The organism is Rhodopseudomonas palustris, assembly GCF_003226555.1.
GTDB lineage: Bacteria > Pseudomonadota > Alphaproteobacteria > Rhizobiales > Xanthobacteraceae > Rhodopseudomonas > Rhodopseudomonas palustris_I.
In genome coordinates this window covers 95,363-111,081 of record NZ_QKQS01000008.1, presented here as the reverse complement: position 1 = coordinate 111,081, position 15,719 = coordinate 95,363, and the positions used below count along the sequence as shown (strand labels likewise).

Here is a 15,719-nt window from a genome sequence, read left to right as displayed (position 1 = left end):
GCGCCCGCCAGCAGCTTTTTACAAATAACGAGTGTGATCGGATGGTCGGTGCGGCCAGCTATCCGCACGTGCATGCGTCGGCTGACCGTGCGACGCGCGGCTGCGCCGATACTGCCCGTCCCACAATGGAGCGCGGGTCGTGAGAATGGCCGATCTGAAGCAGGGCGAGCGCGGCGCCGCCGCGATGCACGGGCGCGTCGGCCACGGTGGGCACGGCGGACACGGGGGCGGTCATCCGATGGCGGCGACGCCGGCAGTGGTCGGCGATTACTTGGTGCGGATCGGCTGCGATCCGCTCACCGAAGCGTTCGGCAAGCGGGCATTCTCGCCGCCGTGGCGCGGCAGCCGGCCGGTCGATGCCGACAATGCCGACGCGGTGATCGAGCGGGTGTTCGCGACGCCGCGCAGCGAGACGGCGGTGGCTTATTTGCACGTCCCGTATTGCCAGAATCATTGTTTGTTCTGCGGCTTCTTCGAAAACGTCTGGCGGCCCGAGGCGGGCCCCGCTTATGTCGACGACCTGATCGCCGAGCTCGCGGCGAAGTCACACACGCGGCTGATCGCGAGCGCGCCGATCGATGCGGTGTATATCGGCGGCGGCACGCCATCGGCGCTGGATGCGGACGATTTGTCGCGGCTGATCGAGGCGCTGCATCGCTATCTGCCGCTTAGTGCCGATTGCGAGATCACGCTGGAAGGGCGCTCCTACGGGTTCGATATCGCCAAGGCGGCGAAGCTGGCAGAGGCCGGCGTCAACCGGCTGTCGATCGGCGTGCAGAGCTTTTCGACCACGGTGCGCCGGCGGCTTGGCCGCAAGCGCAGCGGCGAAGAGGTCGCGGCGTTTTTGTCCGAGTTGCTGGCACTGGGGCGCACTTCGGTGGTGTGTGACCTGATCTACGGGCTACCCGGCCAGAGCGAGGCCGATTGGCGGCGCGATATCGATACCGTGGCGCGCATCGGTCTCGATGGCGTCACGTTGTATGCACTGAACATGTTTCCCGGCGGCCCGATGGCGCGCGCGGTCGAGCACGGCAAACTGCCGCCGCCGGCGACACCGTCGGCGCAGGCGCCGCTGTATGCGGAGGGCGTCGAGCGCCTGACCGACCGGGGCTGGCTGCAAGTGTCGCAATCGCATCTGGTGCGTTCGCTGCGCGAGCGCAACCGCTACAACGCATCGATCAAGCGCGGCGTCGCCTGCCTGCCGTTCGGCGCCGGTGCAGGCGGCCAGGCGCATGGCCACCGCTGGCGTAATGTCATCGACATCGCGCAGCGCTGCGAGATGATCGCGCAGAACAGGGCGCCGATCGAGGGGCTGGCGCTGGTGCCGTCGGATCATGCCGCGCATGCGATGATCGCGGCGGGGCTGGAGACCGGGAGGCTCGACCTTGCCGCGGTCGAAGCGCTGCGCCCGGGGTTCCGCGTTGCGGTCACGCCGCTGCTGGCCAACTGGACTGCGGCCGGATTGGGCGAACTGCACGGCGACGGATTTTCGCCGAGCCTTGCCGGATCGTTCTGGATCAGCAATCTGACCAGCGGGCTGACGGCCGGTCTGTCGGCCGCGGCGACGATGTGCGAGGGCAGATGCGTATTGTGATTTTCGGAGCTACCGGGCGCACCGGGCGGCATCTTGTCGCGCAAGGCGTGGCGCGCGGCTGGACGGTGCTCGTCGCGGGACGCGACGAGGCGCGGCTCAACGAACTGAATGGTATTGCCGGCGTCGCGCGCGTCGATCTGGCCGATACCAGCTCTGTCGCGGCGGTGCTGAACGGGTTGAAGCCGCAGGCGATCGTCTCGACGATCGGCGGCGCCGGACCTGATGCGCTGCTGATCGACGAGATCGGCAACAACGCGATCTCCGATGCGGCGCTGGCGTGCGGCGTGCGGCGCGTCCTGCAGGTGTCGTCGCTCGCTTGCGGTGACAGCCGCGCTTATGCGTCGGAACGAATCGTTGCCGCGATCGGGCCGGTGCTCGACGCCAAGACCCGCGCCGAAGATCATCTGCGGCACAGCGCGCTCGACTGGACGATCGTGCGTCCGGGTGGGCTGACCGATGGCGAGCCGACCGGGCAGGGGGCGCTGTACGACGATCCGCGGGCGCACGGCCGGATCGCGCGGGCCGATCTCGCCACGTTGTTGCTCGATGCGCTGGCGACGCCGGCAAGTATCGGCCGGGTGTTGTCCGCGGTCGATCGTAGCACCCTGCCGGCGGAGCCGGCCGATATTGCCGAATTCGATCTCGCCGTCGCGGCATCAGCGAGCCGCGCTGCGACGCGCTGATGACGCGTCGGCGCGGCGGCGATCACGGACTGGTTATAATTGCTTTAATCAGCGCCCGACTCCGATTGACCCGGCGTTTTGGCTCGGTTACCAAAAATGACAGCCGTTAGCAGTTGTGCTGACGGAGAATTGCCAGCCAGCCGCCTCGGGGCGAGCCCGCCAGCCAGATTCAACTAACCATACTGGGGCTGTCATGGTGGGGCTGAACTCGCGCGCCTACGCGCTATTGCTATCTGTATCCGTCGTCGCATTGGCGACTGCGCCGGCTGCTGCGCAGACCGCGACCGGACATGCATCGTCGCCATCGCAGACACAGGTGAAGCGCGACCGTGCCGCGCGCGCGGCGCAGCTGGCGGCGCCAGCCACGAACCCGCGCGACGCCTATGCCCAGGCGGCGGGCTCGACGCAGTCGCTCGACGCCATCACGGTGGTGGCGACCAAGAACGAGGAGAAGGCGGTCGACGCGCTGGCGCCGGCCAGCGCGATCACGCTGCAGCAGATCCAGCAATTTCCGCCGAACCGGCTTCAGGATGTGTTCGTCGCAACCCCGGGTGTGTCGTTCCAGGACCGTGGTGACGAGCCGTCGACCTCGATCAACATTCGCGGCTTGCAGGATTTCGGCCGCGTCGCCGTGGTAGTCGACGGCGCGCGGCAGAACTATCAGCGCTCCGGCCACGGCGCGCAGGGCTCGTTCTTCCTCGATCCCGAACTGATCGGCGGCATCGACGTGGTGCGCGGACCGAGCGCCAACATCTACGGCTCCGGCGCGATCGGCGGCGTGGTGTCGTTCCGCACCAAGGACATCGATGACGTGGTGCGCGCCGGCGAGCGCTGGGGCGTCGACCTCAGCGGCTCCTACGGCAGTAACAATGCGCGCGGGCTCGGTTCGGTGTTCGGCGGCGTCCGGGTCGATCCCAGCGTCGACGTGTTCGGCGGCGCGGTGTACCGCACGCAAGGAAACTATAAGGACGGCGCCGGCACCGAGATCGGCAACACCGGTAATGATCTCGCCGCCGGCTTGCTGAAATTCACGGTGCGGCCGGCCGACGGCCACGAGGTCAAGATCGGCGGCATCTTCCAGGACTTCAACTACGACGTCGGTCAGTTCAACCGCGGTCCGGTGCTCACAGCGGCGCAGCGCGCGCTGTATCAGGGATCCTCGGTGTACGGCACCAATCTGCGAAACTACACCGGCACCTTGAGCTGGAAATATTCGCGGCCGGACGACACTTGGTTCGACTGGAACATCAATCTGTACGGTAATCGCACCACCAGCGACCAGACCAAGACCTACCACTATTCGACCAGCGGCGCGGGTTATTGCGGCGCCGGCAACTACGGCAACAACATTTCCGGCTGTATCGGTGACCAGCGTGGTTACAACCTCGACACCATCGGGATCGACGCCCACAACACCTCGCGGTTCGAATACGGCAATTGGCGCACCGCAGTCACTTACGGCGTCGACGCCTTCAACGACAAGGTGACGACCTGGGACAACCGTGGCAATTCCAACGTCACCACGCCGGGCGGCGAGCGCACGGTGTCGGGCGGCTTCATCCAGGTGAAGAATAACTACGCGCAATGGCTCGAAGTGATCGGCGCGGCGCGCTACGATCATTACGAGCTGAATTCGCAATCGACCACCGCCAGCGGCAGCCGGCTGTCGCCGAAGGTGACGCTGGGTCTGACGCCGATCGCCGGCTTCACCCCGTATGTCGCCTATGCCGAAGGTTACCGCGCGCCGTCGATCACGGAGACGCTAATCTCCGGCGCCCACGTCACCGGCGGCGGGCCGGCACTGTTCACCTGCGGCGACGGCTCCACCGGCCTGTTCTGCCTGATCCCGAACGCCGGGCTGCGGCCCGAAGTCGGCAAGAACAAGGAAGTCGGTATCAACCTGAAATACGACGGCATCTTCGCGGCTTCCGACAGCTTCCGCGGCAAGATCAACGCCTTCCGCAACGACGTCGACAACTATATCGAACTGGTCGGCTCGGCGCCGCAGGTGTCGCAGCTCGGCCCGGCGTTCGGCCTGTACAGCAAATATTATCAGTATCAGAACATCCCGCGTGCCCGGATCGAAGGCGTCGAGGTCGAGACCAATTACGATGCGGGAACCTGGTTCGTCGGCGTCAACGCCGCGGTGATCCGTGGCACCAATCCCGACACCGGCCTTGGCCTTGCATCGATTCCGGCCCGTAAGGTCGTCACCACCGGCGGGCTGCGGTTGCTCGACCGGCAGTTGACGATCGCGGCCCAATGGGCGTCGTATGCCGCCAACACCAATCTGCCGGCCGGCTATCTGCCCGGAACCTCCTACGATCTCGTCAACCTCAACGTCGCCTATCGGCCGACGCCGGACGTCACGCTGAACTTCTCGATCGATAATCTGCTCAACAACTACTATCGTCCGTATGCGATCCCTGGATCGTCGACCGACGGCACCTCGCAGAACGACATTCTGTTCAGCAGCCCCGGCCCGGGCGTGGTCTACAAGGGCGGCATCAAGGTCCATTTTGGGGGGGCGTGAAGTCCGGCCCCGAGCGGGCCGGAGCACGACGAGCCAGAGCAACAAGCCAGCGAAACACAAGCCAGCAAGGAGACGAGATGTTCATCGCGATGAATCGATTTCAAGTGAAACGCGGCGCCGAGCAGACCTTCGAGGATATCTGGGCGACGCGGGAATCCTATCTCAGCGAGATGGACGGGTTCGTCGAGTTTCATCTGCTGAAGGGGCCGGTGGCGGAGGACCACACGCTGTACGCCACCCACACCACCTGGGCCAGCAAGGCGGCGTTCGAGGCGTGGACCACGTCCGAGCAGTTCCGGCGCTCCCATGCCCGCGCCGGCAACGACACCGGGCAGAGCATTTATCTCGGCCATCCGCGGTTCGAGGGATTCGAGGTGATCCGCAGCGAGCGCAAAGCCGCGGCGGCGTGAGACCGAAGGAGAGTGTGATGGCGACTGCAGCGGCATCGGTGGTGACGTCCGAGACCGGGGATCTTCGCGCCTTCATGGCGGCCAATCCGGCCGCCGTGATCGAGGAGGTCGCCAAGCAGTGGAACGTGTCGCCGCAGGCGGTGATCGAAGCGCTGCCGGACGGCATGGTCCGGCTCGGCCCCGGTGACGGCTTCGCCGCGGCGATGAACGACATCGCGACTTGGGGCGAGGTGACGCTGATCGTGCACACCGAGGACGCGATCTTCGAGTTCACCGGAGAAGTGCCGCGCGGCGAGGTCAGCCGCGGTTACTTCAACCTGATGCAGCCGAAGGGCCTGCACGGCCATCTGCGTCATGACAATTGCGGTGCGCTGGCTTTCGTCGAGCGCCCGTTCATGGGCAAGGCCAGCGCCTTCGTGGCGTTCCTCAACCGCGACGGCGGCGTCATGTTCAAGGTGTTCGTTGGCCGCGACGCCAATCGCGAGCTGCGCGGCGACCAATTGGCCAAGTTCCATGCGCTTGCCGAGCAGTTCAGTGAGGCGCGCAATGCGTAAACCCCAAGGCGCCGCGGCGCTGCCGGCCGGTGCTGCGATGGCGGCGTTGGCCATTGTCGCCGCGGCGCTGCCGGGGGATGCCTGGGCGGCGGCCGATCTGGCGACGCTGCCGCGCGATCTGTCGCCGTGGGGGATGTTCCTCGGCGCCGACGTCGTGGTGAAGACGGTGATGGTCGGCCTGGTGGCGGCATCGCTGGCGGCGTGGACGGTGTGGCTGGCGAAGTCGATCGAACTGCGCCGCAACGTCGCGGTGGCGCAGCGCGGTCTCGACCGGCTGGAGAGTGACACCACGCTGCAGCAGGCCGCGGCGGAGACCGCCGATCAGCGCGACGCGGTGGCGCAAATGATTCAAACCGTCGATCGCGAGGCCAGCCTGTCCGGCGGTGCGCAGGACGACGGTTTTCGTGAGCGGGTGGCGCTACGGCTGGAGCGGGTCGAGGCGGCGGAGGCGCGGCGCGCGGCGATCGGCACCGGGCTGCTCGCCAGCATCGGGGCGGTGGCGCCGTTCGTCGGCCTGTTCGGCACGGTGTGGGGAATCATGAATGCGTTCATCGGCATCTCCAAGGCCAACGCCACCAATCTGGCGGTGGTTGCGCCGGGCATCGCCGAGGCGCTGCTCGCCACCGCGCTCGGCCTCGTCGCTGCGATCCCGGCGGTGGTGATCTACAATCATCTGACGCGGCGGGTGTCTGCGTATCGGGCACTGCTCGGCGACGCATCCACCCAGTTGCTGCTGATGATCAGCCGCGAGGCGGCGCGGCCGTCGTTGCGTGCGCGTGCGGTGAGGTGAGAACGATGGCAGTGAAGATCGCGAGCCGACGCGGCGACGACGACATGGTGGAGGCACACGAGATCAACGTCACGCCGTTCATCGATGTGATGCTGGTGCTGTTGATCATCTTCATGGTCGCCGCTCCGCTCGCCACCGTCGACGTCGGCGTCGATCTTCCGGCCAGCACCTCCGAGCCGCAGCAGCGGCCAGACAAGCCGGTGTTCGTGTCGCTCAAGCCGGATCTATCGCTGGCGCTCGGCGAGGAGACGGTGTCGCGCGATGCGCTGATCCCCGCGCTCGACGCGGCGACCAGCGGCAACAAGGACGAGCGCATCTTCCTGCGCGCCGACAAGGCGGTGAGCTACGGCGATCTAATGGCGGCGATGAACCTGCTGCGCGATGCCGGCTATCTGAAGGTGGCGTTGGTCGGATTGGACGGCCGCGCCGCGCAGCCATGAACGCCCGCGCGCTGCACGATACCGCCGCGGCGCCGGGAGCGTCGCGATGGCTGCTGTCGGCCGCGGTGATCGTCGGCGTGCACGCCGCCGCGGTCGCGGCGGCGATGGCGTACTACACGCAAGCGCCACCGCCGGGCGAGCCGCTGGCCGCGATCATGGTCGACATGGCACCGGCGACGGCGTCGCCGCAGCCGAGCCCGCTCGATCTGGCGCCGGGCCCGGAAATGCAGGAGGCCGAAGCGCCGGAACCCGTACCGGAGCCTGAGCCGACGCCGCAGGCGGCCGCGGCGCCGGAGATCGAACCGACACCGCCGCAGCCGAAGCCGAAGGTGGCACTGCCGCCGGAAGCGCAAGCGGCCCCTGAGCCGGACAAGCCGCAGCCGGTGAAGATTGAACAGCCGAAAAAGGTCGAGCCGAAGCGCGAGCCGCCGAAGCGGCGCGAACGCACCGCCAAGCGGCATCCGTCCGAGCGCCCGCCGGCACCGCGGACCAGCGCGCCGCAGCGCGCCGAACGCCGGGCCGCCGACGCGATGGCGGCGCTCGCCGGCGCCCGCGCCGCTGCTGTGCTGCCGACCTATCGTCAGCGTCTGGCGGCGCATCTGCAGCGCTTCAAGCGCTATCCGTCCGAGGCACGCGCCTCCGGCGTGCAGGGCACCGCGACGCTGAGCTTCACGGTCGGGCGCGGCGGGCAGGTACTCGGCGCGCGACTGGCCCGCTCGTCGGGTAGCGCCGCACTCGATGCCGAAACGTTGGCGATGGTGCGCCGGGCGCAGCCGCTGCCGGCATTCCCGCCGGAGATCACTCAGGCGTCGCTGAATTTCACCGTGCCGGTGAATTTTTCGGTCAGGTAATTCGGATCCGGCGGACGCCGCGCCGCTACAGCTTCGCTGTCGTCCGTCGCAAGTAGCGGTTCGCTAGTTTGGAATGATTCAGGCTGGCCGGGGGAAGAAACTACCGCCACAAACAGACCAAACCATGCATGTAGTTGCGCGCCGGCGAGCGACACGAGTCGACACTGCCGGCTTCGAACAGCCATGCGGAGGGAATGATGGCGAAGGTCGAACTCGAACAACAATCCAAACAAAGCGAGCCGTTCGACAGTGTTCGCGGCGACGGCGAGCGGTCCGGCCTGGCGATGCGCGTATGGGCGCGGCATCGGCTGCGTGAGCTCGCCGAAAGCGGCAGGCTCGGCATCGGCGCCGTGGCGGAACGTCGCCGTGGCTGAAACCAATCGCGCTGCGCCGCATCCGGCGCGCGTAACGGTGATGCGGCGTCGGCGCGCTCTGCTACGATGAACTACGCGCGCGGCGCCTCTGCCCGAGGGGGATCGAGCCGAATGTCCGACGACGCATCGCTGGCGCAGCGCGAAGCCGCGGCCTGCGCGGCGAGCAGCGAGTCGAACGATTGACGCTCCAGCGCGTGGAAGTCGCGATGCGCGGCGAAGAAGCAGTAATTGTCTCCCTCGCGAACGACGATGCCCGCAGTGCGGGCGCGAACTTCGATGACGCAGGCGTCGGTCATTGCATCTCACCGGGAGTTCCGGTGCCTTCTTGAGAAAGCGTTGAACGTCGGCGCCGAAGTGCCGAGCGATTGACCAAAGCAGAGTGGTCGGTCGTGAGGCTTCGTAACGCCCAAGCTGCACAAACGTTCCGACAATTTCGACGTGTTCTACGGTCGCATCCGTCTTGGTCGAAGCGGTGACCGCTACATCAGCAATCCTTTGAGACCGGCAGCGAGCAGAACAATCGCGAGTGCGATCTGCAAGCCGCGGCCCGGAAGCTTGCCGGCCGAGAGTCCGCCGAGGATCACCGCCGGAATGGAACCGGCGAGCAGGCTGACGAGCATTTTCCAGTCCACCATGCCGACGATCAGATAGCCGGCGCCAGCCACGGTCGCGAGCGGAATGGCGTGCGCGAGGTCGGTTGCCACCAGCCGATGCGGCAGCAATCGGCGCGGATACAGATAGAGCAGCGCCACCGTGCCCAGCGCGCCGGCACCGATCGAGGTGAGCGCCACCAATCCACCGAGCGTCACACCGGTCAGCACCGTCAGCGCGGTGCGATCGTGCTGTGGCGGCATCTCATCGGTGTTCGACCGCGGATATATCGAAGCGAGCAGGGCCGGCGCGAACACGATGCCGAGCGCGGTGAGGATCACCACGATTCCGATGATGCGGGTCAGCCACTCGGTGCGTCCGACCGGATCGGCGAACGCAACGATCGCGACCATCAGCGCTGCGGCCGGCAAGCTGCCGGCCCACAGTCGGGTGACGATCCGCCAGTCGATGTTGCCTTTGCGATTGTGCACCATCGCACCGATCAGCTTGGTGATCGCGGCGAACCACAGATCGGTAGCGATCGCCACATGTGGTGCGATCCCGAACACCAGGAGCAGGATTGGTGTCATCAACGCGCCGCCCCCGACGCCGGTAAGACCGACAACGAAGCCGGTGACCGCGCCTGCCAGCGCATAGCTCGGATCGATACCGATCCCTTCGAAACCTGTCAGTGGATCGTCTCCCCGTGGACGACGCGCCCCCCGCGCGACTCGGCCGGATCGGTTTTACGCCGCGACGGCACGTCGCGGCAACGCAGGATCGCGGCGTTGCCGTTGGCAGGGCGCGCCGTCCGGGATCGGGCGACAAATGGGGAAGGGCGTGTTGGTATTTCTACCTGGGTGTTGATTTCGAACTAATTCGCTCGATTCGATCGAAGATGATCGGTTAGCGCCGCCGGAACCACGCCGATCGATGTCGCTTTCGCTCGCCGCTTGGCCGGTGCAGAGTTTTGTTCAGACAGGACGCTCACCGTGGTCAGCCCTTGGCTTCGGAGATCCTGCTGTCAGCGCCGCAACCTCCCCGGTAGGCGATGACTGGCCCCGGGGCTCCCCCCGCCAGCCCTGGGGCCGACCTGTCTCTCTTGAGGCACTCGAAACAGCCTGCATCGCACAGCCCGCGGTCGCCGCGCCTCAATTGATGCAATTGATTTGTAAGTTCAAATAGATCCCTGACGCTGCAGATTGAGCTTTTGGCGGCTCGCCTGAAGGTGGCGCGTTATCAATGCGGTGGCGGCGCCCGAAATTGGGTCCGGGGCTGGCCGGCCTGGGCCCTTCGAGAACGGGATGGCGGACGAGGCCAGCATGGCAGGCCGGTAGAGCAGCAGGGGCCGGCAGAATCTGCGGCAAGGTGCGGCGGTCGGTATGCGCCGAGACCGCTTTGGCGGGGGAGGCGCAAAGCTCTGGCGGGGGCTGCGCGGCCGCCACCGCTCGCGGCGTCGCACGCCGCCGCCGACCTGCCGGATACGGTGCCGGGCTGCCATCACGCCCAGGGCATCAATGCCGAGCAGATCTTCGGCTTCAGCATGGGCTCGGACACCGGCCAACCGGGTGATTGCGGCTCAACGCGCATTTCTGAACCGGCATATCCCGCACTGTGGCGGCGCGGGGGCGTCACCATAATCTGGTCCAACTCCACAACTAACAGTTGGATCTGAACGCGGGGGCGTTGGTCGTGCGCAGCAGCGCACCAGTTGGATGTCCAGATGCCCGAAGCCGCTTCTCCGGCCAGTTCTCCGTCTCTGTCACCATCTTCGTCGTCTTCCGCTTCGACCATGGTTCCGCCGTCGCTGCTGTTGTCACGCGGCGTGATCCGGCTCGAAGTGATGCTGAAGCTGACCACCGCCATCCTGGCGCTGGCGGCCGGCGTCTACACCTATCTCGGCGTGCGCGATCTGCTCAACGGCAGCGCCACCACGGTGTTCTTCGCGGCGCTGATCTATTCGGTCGCCGTGTCGGTTGGCATCTACGCCTTCTGGGTGTTCCTGATGCAGTTCATGCCGCACGTGGTCGATCGTGCCGGCCGCGCGCTGATGTTCGGCTGCATGCTGCTCGGCTCGCTGATGATCGTGGCGATGTCGTCGTGGCTCAACGCCTCGGCGCTGGCCGGCGCCGCGGCGATCCGGCAGCATCTGGCGATCACCGTACAGGACTACACCCGCGATCTCGACGCCGCCAACACCAACGCGATCGCTGCACAGGGCTTGCTGCCGGATATCCAGATCGCGGCATCGCGCTTCGCTAAGCTGGCGGAGGCCGAACGCACCGGATCGCTCACCGGGACCGCTGGATCGGGGACGGTGGTGCAGCTACTGACCCAGATGTCGAGCCAGCTCGACAGTCTCGCCAAAGAGGTCGAAGCCTCCGGCAAGCGGGTCTCGACGCTATTCGAAGAGGGCGGCAAGCATTTGGCCAAGATGCGCGAGCTGGTGTCCGACCGCGGTCCGATCGGCGAACGCAGCGACGGCTTCGCCACCGAGTCCCTGGCTCTGATGGGCGTGATCGCCAATCTGCAGCAGACCTCCGTGGCGCCGGCGGTCAAGCGCGCCGCAACCTCGCTATCATCGTCTTTCATCGCGCCGGCCGCGAGCGGGCGCAGCATCGATCTCGCCGACCGGCAGACCGCGGTGGTCGGCAAGGTCGAAGGCGCGGTGGCGGCGCAGGCGGCCTCGCTCGCGGCGGCCGCGGATGCGATCCTCGACCGCCCGAAGATCGAGCCGGCGCGGTTCCAGGCGATGTCGCCGGCCGAGGCCGTGCTTCGCTACGCGGGCGACTTCATCCCGAGCTGGGCCGGCGCGATCTCGATCGATCTGATGCCGGCGGTGCTGGTCTTGATCCTGTGCGTGGTGCACGCCGCAATCCGCCGCGAAGGGCTGCCGGCCTCGCACGCCTCGGCCATGACCGCGGCCGAACTGATGGCAGCGCTGAAGATGGCACGCGAGGTGGAGCAGGCGAGCCGGACGATGGGTGAACCTGCCACGCAGGGGGCGCCCGACCAGCCGGCACCCGCGGCCGAGCCTGCAGCGGCGGCGGACGAGAACGTCACCGCGCTGTCCTCGGCGCGTCACGTCAAGTAACCGCATGGCCACGCTGTCGCAGCGCGTCCACCTCTGGCTCTCCGGCAATCCGGAGGACGCAGTGTTGCGCCTGATCTTCCGGCTGCTGATCGTCGCCACCATCGCGGCGCTTGGCTACGACCTCGCCCGGCCGCCGGCGGATCGCGACGGCGGTGACCAGCCGGACGTGGCGCCGTTCAGCCTGCCGGCACTGCCCGCGGTGCTGTCGCCGTGGCGGCCGGACGGCGACCGTCAGACGCCGCTGCCGCAGCCGGACGGCGCGCTCGGCCAGGCGATGACGTTCGAGTTGGTCGGCGGCGGGCGGTTGATGGCGACCGGGACGATCACGCCCGGCAGTGCGGAGGCGTTTGGCAAGGAGCTCGCGCGCCACGGCGAATACATCAAGACAGTGGTGTTGAACTCGCCCGGCGGCTCGGTGTCCGACGCGCTGTCTATCGGCCGCATGATCCGCGATCACAAGCTGGCTACCGAAGTCGAGGCCGGCAAATATTGCGCCTCGTCCTGTCCTCTGGTGCTGTTCGGCGGCGCCGAGCGCCGCGTCGGCGCCAAAGCCGCGGTCGGCGTGCATCAGGTGTTCGCGGTGAAGAGCACCGAGGCGGCAGCGCCGCGCGACCAGATGGGCGATGCCCAGCGCATTTCGGCGCGCTGCCAGCGCTACCTGCGCGACATGGGGATCGATCTGGAGGTCTGGATCCGGGCGATGGAGACGCCCAAGGACCGGCTGTTCGTGTTCAAACCGGAGGAGCTGACCAAATACGGCATCGCCACCGCGGCGGCTCCAGCCGCGAAATCCTGAACGCCGAGAGACCTTGGGCGGGGTGCGACACCAGGATGGGTTCCAGCGTCCGCGCCCTGGCGTACATAGTTTTTGCTGCGGAATAGCGGCTCTGCGTATTGTTCCCGCAACTTTTGGCCGGAGCCGCGGTTTAATCGCCCACATCAACCGCTCACAGGATGTGCTCCATGAAGAAAACTGCTCTGGTTCTTGGGACGGTCGCGACCCTTGCCGTGGCCACCGTGGCGGCTCCGGCTCCGGCGGAAGCCCGGGGCGGCATCGGCCCCTTCTTCGGTGGTCTTGCTGCCGGCGCGTTGATCGCAGGCGTTGCCTCGTCGGCCTACGCCTACGGTCCCGGCTACGGCTATTATGGCGGCGGCCCGTACTACGGCGGCTACGGCTATGGTCCGCGGGTTGTCGGCTACTATGGCGGTCCGGCGTATTACGGCGGCGGCTGGGGCTGGGGCGGTCCGCGCTACTATTATCGGCCGCGTCCGGTGTATTACGGCTACCGCTCGTATTATAGGCCGTATCGGGCCTACGGCTATTACGGCCGGCCGGTGATCCGCGCCGGATACGGCCCGGGCTGGCATCGTGGGTACCACCATCGCCGGCACTGGCATCATCGCCGCCACTGGTAACAGCGGCATCGGTTAGTTGGTCCTCGGCGGGGCGACGTCTCCGCCGAGGCATTCGTCCGTTAATTGATTGTTTATGCGATCGGTCGGGTGGTGATCGTGATTAGGCGGTCGGCCGGACCGCTTCCCGCTGCATTGCCTGGGCCAGAGCTCCGCGCATTGCTTCCAGCGTGTAGGGCTTCTGCAGCAGCAGGAAGCCTTCGCTGAGCGCCGATGCAGAGCGGTCGCTGTAGCCGGATGCCAGGATCACTGGCGTCTCCGGGTGGTGTTCGCGGATCAGCCGTGCCAGCTCCAATCCGCTCATGCCAGGCATCACGATGTCGCTGAATACCAGATCGATATCGCGCCGGCGGTTGAGAACTTCGATCGCGGCTTCGGCGCAATTGGCCGGGACCACCACGAAGCCGCATTGCGCCGCATAGTCCGCCGCGACGGTGGCGACATCGGGATGGTCTTCCACCAGCAGCAGGGTCTTCGGCACTTTCGCATCCGGCACCACCGCGGTCGGCGTCTGGTCCTCGCGCGCGGGCGCTTCCTTCGTCAGGGGAAGGAATAGGTCGAACCGCGTGCCACGGCCGAGCTCGCTGTCGACCGTGATGGCGCCGCTGGATTGCTGCACGAAACCGTAGATCTGACTGAGGCCGAGGCCGGTGCCTCGGTCGACTGGCTTGGTGGTGAAGAACGGCTCGAACACCCGCTCGCGGATGTCGTCAGGGATGCCGACCCCGGTGTCTGCGAAACATAGAATGGCGTAGGTGCCGGTGAGCCGGCGCGGGCCGAAATTCTTCAGCGCTTCAGTGTGGATCGAGATGGTGATACGGCCGCCGTCGGGCATCGCATCGCGGGCGTTCAACGCCAGATTCAGCAGTGCGATCTCGAATTCGTTGGGATCGATCATCACTACCACCGGCTCGGCCGGTGGCTCGATGGTGATGATGATGTCGCTGCGTACTGACTGCCGCAGCACGTCGGCGAATTTGGTCACCGCTTCGCCGAGATCGACCGGCTTGGCGGCGACGTTGTGGCGGCGCGAGAACGACAGCAATTGCCGGGTCAGCGCGGTGCCCTTGGCGACCGCGGAATCGATCATATCGAAGCTGCGGATGTCCTGCAGGTCGCTGTGGCGGCGCCGCAGCTTCTGCACCGAACCACCGACCACCATCAGCAGATTGTTGAAGTCGTGCGCGACGCCGCCGGTGAGGCGGCCGAGCGATTCCAGCCGCTGCGACTGCTTCAGCGCATTCTCGGCGGCGTGGCGGCGGTCGGCCTCTTCGTACAGCTTCTGCGTCCGCCGCATCGTCAGCAGCACGATTGCGATCAGCGCCGCGGTGGCCGGCAGGCCGACCAGCAGGTAGGCGCCGATCTGAGCCAGCCACATCGAGCGGATGGCGCGGGTCTCCAGACCTGCGAACACATAGACCGGCAGATTCGGCAGCTTGCGGAACGCGACGCGGCGCTCGATGCCGTCGAGCGGCGACACCGTGGCCATGCGCCCCTCGCTGCGGCCCTCGCGGATCGCCTGGCCTACGATGCCGTCGGGCTTGACCGAGGCGTCGGCGCCGTTGATTGCAGGCATCCGCGCAAGGATCGCGCCGTCGTCGCGCACCAGCGAAGCAAAACTGCCGTCTTCGCGGCCGACCTTGGCGTAGAAGCCCTCGAAATAGTCCGGCAGCACCGAGACTTGGATCACCCCCGCGAAGCTGCCGTCCGGCGCATTGCGGCGGCGGCTGACGCTGAAGAACGGCGCCCCATCGAACGGTGGGCGCGGCTGCAGCACGCGGCCGACATACAGGCCGACGTCCTTGTCGAGATGTGCGCGGAAATAGTCGCGGTCCGACAGATCGGGCCGCGGTGAGGGGAGTTGCATGGTGTTGACCAGCGGACGCCCGGTATTGTCAAAGATCCAGATCGACTTGATCTGTTCGGAGCCGCCGACCAGGCGCTGCAGCCGAGCGTACAGCGCGGGCTCGGCCGAGCGAATGTCCTCGTCCGACATGTCGCGGACGATCTCGGCGGTTTCGGCGATCGAGCGCTGTACCGATTCGAACACCTTCAGCGCGTGTTCAGTGATGATGTCGCGGGTCTTGTCGATCTGCCGATCTGCGTAGGCGTCGTTGGTGCGATACGACAGCCAAGAGGCATAGCTGAACAGCGCGATCGGAAGCACCACGGAGGCGACCAGGATCGCGCGAAGCAGCCGCAGTGAATCACGCTGTGCGGTCAGCATCGGCCGGGAAGTTCCGAAAGGTGGCCATGGCTGGTCGATTGTGCACCTTCTGGGTTCATGGAAAACGGCGCTGGCGGCGGCCCGAGCGCCGCAGAGCTGCGACCGCCCCCGGCCCCCGCCATTCGACCATCTATCGCCTCAGCGCAGGTTGAAGTAAACAGCGGA

16 protein-coding genes are annotated in these 15,719 nt (G+C 66.7%); 11 read left to right on the top strand and 5 right to left on the bottom strand.

All coding sequences use genetic code 11. The features are described 5' to 3' along the window. Nucleotides 1-145 precede the first annotated feature (145 nt). From hutW to DNX69_RS05765, 8 genes are all read left to right on the top strand, one after another. Complete coding sequence (gene hutW, locus DNX69_RS05800; RefSeq protein WP_110785064.1) at nt 146-1,594, top strand: heme anaerobic degradation radical SAM methyltransferase ChuW/HutW; 1,449 nt, start codon at nt 146-148, stop codon at nt 1,592-1,594. After that, nucleotides 1,582-2,277: an SDR family oxidoreductase gene (locus DNX69_RS05795; RefSeq protein ID WP_110785063.1), complete on the top strand. Its 696-nt coding sequence runs from the start codon at nt 1,582-1,584 to the stop codon at nt 2,275-2,277. The genes hutW and DNX69_RS05795 overlap by 13 nt, the downstream gene beginning before the upstream one ends. A gap of 193 nt (nt 2,278-2,470) precedes the next feature. Next, complete coding sequence (locus tag DNX69_RS05790; protein WP_110785062.1) at nt 2,471-4,810, top strand: TonB-dependent hemoglobin/transferrin/lactoferrin family receptor; 2,340 nt, start codon at nt 2,471-2,473, stop codon at nt 4,808-4,810. A 77-nt stretch (nt 4,811-4,887) separates the two neighbouring features. After that, nucleotides 4,888-5,220: an antibiotic biosynthesis monooxygenase family protein gene (locus tag DNX69_RS05785; protein WP_110785061.1), complete on the top strand. Its 333-nt coding sequence runs from the start codon at nt 4,888-4,890 to the stop codon at nt 5,218-5,220. A gap of 17 nt (nt 5,221-5,237) precedes the next feature. Continuing rightward, the gene (gene hutX, locus DNX69_RS05780; RefSeq protein ID WP_110785124.1) at nt 5,238-5,774 is read left to right on the top strand and encodes a heme utilization cystosolic carrier protein HutX; all 537 of its coding nucleotides are present in this window, start codon (nt 5,238-5,240) and stop codon (nt 5,772-5,774) included. Further along, nucleotides 5,767-6,564: a tonB-system energizer ExbB gene (gene exbB / locus DNX69_RS05775; RefSeq protein ID WP_110785060.1), complete on the top strand. Its 798-nt coding sequence runs from the start codon at nt 5,767-5,769 to the stop codon at nt 6,562-6,564. The genes hutX and exbB overlap by 8 nt, the downstream gene beginning before the upstream one ends. Before the next feature lie 5 nt (nt 6,565-6,569). Further along, nucleotides 6,570-7,004 (top strand): TonB system transport protein ExbD, encoded by a 435-nt coding sequence (gene exbD, locus DNX69_RS05770; RefSeq protein ID WP_110785059.1) that lies wholly within the window; start codon nt 6,570-6,572, stop codon nt 7,002-7,004. Continuing rightward, the gene (locus tag DNX69_RS05765) at nt 7,001-7,855 is read left to right on the top strand and encodes an energy transducer TonB family protein (RefSeq protein ID WP_110785058.1); all 855 of its coding nucleotides are present in this window, start codon (nt 7,001-7,003) and stop codon (nt 7,853-7,855) included. The genes exbD and DNX69_RS05765 overlap by 4 nt, the downstream gene beginning before the upstream one ends. Here DNX69_RS05765 and DNX69_RS26035 read toward each other — a convergent pair. From DNX69_RS26035 to DNX69_RS26255, 4 genes are all read right to left on the bottom strand, one after another. Then, a complete protein-coding gene (locus DNX69_RS26035) occupies nt 7,807-8,235 on the bottom strand; it encodes a hypothetical protein (protein WP_133255974.1) in 429 nt (142 codons plus the stop codon). The two genes, DNX69_RS05765 and DNX69_RS26035, sit on opposite strands and share 49 nt — an antisense overlap. A 65-nt stretch (nt 8,236-8,300) precedes the next feature. Next, nucleotides 8,301-8,525 (bottom strand): hypothetical protein, encoded by a 225-nt coding sequence (locus tag DNX69_RS05755; RefSeq protein ID WP_110785056.1) that lies wholly within the window; start codon nt 8,523-8,525, stop codon nt 8,301-8,303. Nucleotides 8,526-8,708: 183 nt separating this feature from the next. Then, nucleotides 8,709-9,470 carry a sulfite exporter TauE/SafE family protein gene (locus DNX69_RS05750; protein ID WP_234826870.1) on the bottom strand — a complete coding sequence of 254 codons (762 nt, stop codon included), beginning with the start codon at nt 9,468-9,470 and terminating at the stop codon, nt 8,709-8,711. A gap of 850 nt (nt 9,471-10,320) precedes the next feature. Beyond that, on the bottom strand, nt 10,321-10,614 hold the full coding sequence (locus tag DNX69_RS26255) for a hypothetical protein (protein ID WP_165825190.1): 294 nt from the start codon (nt 10,612-10,614) through the stop codon (nt 10,321-10,323). On the opposite strand from DNX69_RS26255, the gene DNX69_RS05745 reads away from it, so the two are divergent. From DNX69_RS05745 to DNX69_RS05735, 3 genes are all read left to right on the top strand, one after another. After that, nucleotides 10,544-11,914, top strand: coding sequence for a hypothetical protein (locus DNX69_RS05745; RefSeq protein ID WP_110785123.1), 1,371 nt, complete (start codon nt 10,544-10,546; stop codon nt 11,912-11,914). The two genes, DNX69_RS26255 and DNX69_RS05745, sit on opposite strands and share 71 nt — an antisense overlap. 4 nt (nt 11,915-11,918) lie before the next feature. Beyond that, the gene (locus DNX69_RS05740; RefSeq protein WP_110785054.1) at nt 11,919-12,710 is read left to right on the top strand and encodes an ATP-dependent Clp protease proteolytic subunit; all 792 of its coding nucleotides are present in this window, start codon (nt 11,919-11,921) and stop codon (nt 12,708-12,710) included. A gap of 167 nt (nt 12,711-12,877) precedes the next feature. After that, entirely contained in the window at nt 12,878-13,330 is a 453-nt protein-coding gene (locus tag DNX69_RS05735; protein WP_110785053.1) for a hypothetical protein, read from the top strand. Nucleotides 13,331-13,430: 100 nt separating this feature from the next. Here the strand turns inward: DNX69_RS05735 and DNX69_RS05730 are convergent, their stop codons facing one another. After that, complete coding sequence (locus tag DNX69_RS05730; RefSeq protein WP_110785052.1) at nt 13,431-15,554, bottom strand: hybrid sensor histidine kinase/response regulator; 2,124 nt, start codon at nt 15,552-15,554, stop codon at nt 13,431-13,433. Nucleotides 15,555-15,719 lie beyond the last annotated feature (165 nt).